This is a genomic window from Candidatus Symbiopectobacterium sp. NZEC135 (genome assembly GCF_025962695.1).
Genome location: NZ_JAGFPF010000948.1, coordinates 1 through 821 on the forward strand (window position 1 = coordinate 1; position 821 = coordinate 821).

The following is an 821-nucleotide window of genomic DNA, read 5'->3' on the forward strand; positions in this document are numbered from 1 at the left end:
ACCCGGAGCAGTACACCTGGATTTTGAAGATCTTGAAAACCCGCAAACCGGGAGAGACGGAACCCTACTGCCGGGATGAACTGTTTCGCGACTAAGTCGCTTTCTTGCCAACGCGGCGGTAGCAGGCGTGAGCCTGTTACCGCGTATTCTGTCGTGTCCTCTGCTGTCCCCACCGTTAAATTACGTGTTTTTTTTAATTATAATAAAAATATTTTAACGTAACCCTCAAGTGTTTCAATAACATGTCGATAACCTTAACGCATTGAGCGTTACACAAGTATGGACAATTACGGCCCGCAGGTTGACTTGCGCGGTTTTCACGCAAGGAAGCATGGATTTGGTTCACACCGATGAACCCCTAATCATTACCTTTCCAGGGCTGATATTATGAATTTTATCCGCGATACCAAAATAAGAACCATGCTGGTGCTTATCCTGATCCTGTTTTCCTTGCTGTGGGGCGGCGTTTCGGCGTTCGCACTCTACTCGCTGAGCCAACTAAACGATGAAATTGATCTCACCAACGTACAGCAAATTAACGGCGACATTATCAACGGTGCCAGCGGTCAATATTATCGTGCAAAAAGTGCATTGGACCGCGCTGCTGAAGCCAAAACCGGTAACAATCCCACATTACTCGCTACGGAATTGCGCACGGCAGAGGAAGAGTTGGCCCGTTTAAAACAAGGGCTGGAAACGTTTAAGGTGACCGATCACGCCAATATCAATAACGTTACGGTAGATGAGATCTATAACAGCTCCTATCGGCTGTACAGTCAGGCCATGGTCCCGATGTATGAGGCGTTGAAAGGCGATCGCGC

The 821-nt window shown here is 47.9% G+C and carries 1 protein-coding gene; it reads left to right on the forward strand.

Annotated elements, in window-relative coordinates:
• Positions 1 to 387: 387 nt before the first annotated feature.
• A partial coding sequence (locus tag J5224_RS31640) for a Tar ligand binding domain-containing protein (protein WP_264628936.1) occupies positions 388 to 821 on the forward strand: 434 nt, incomplete at its 3' end.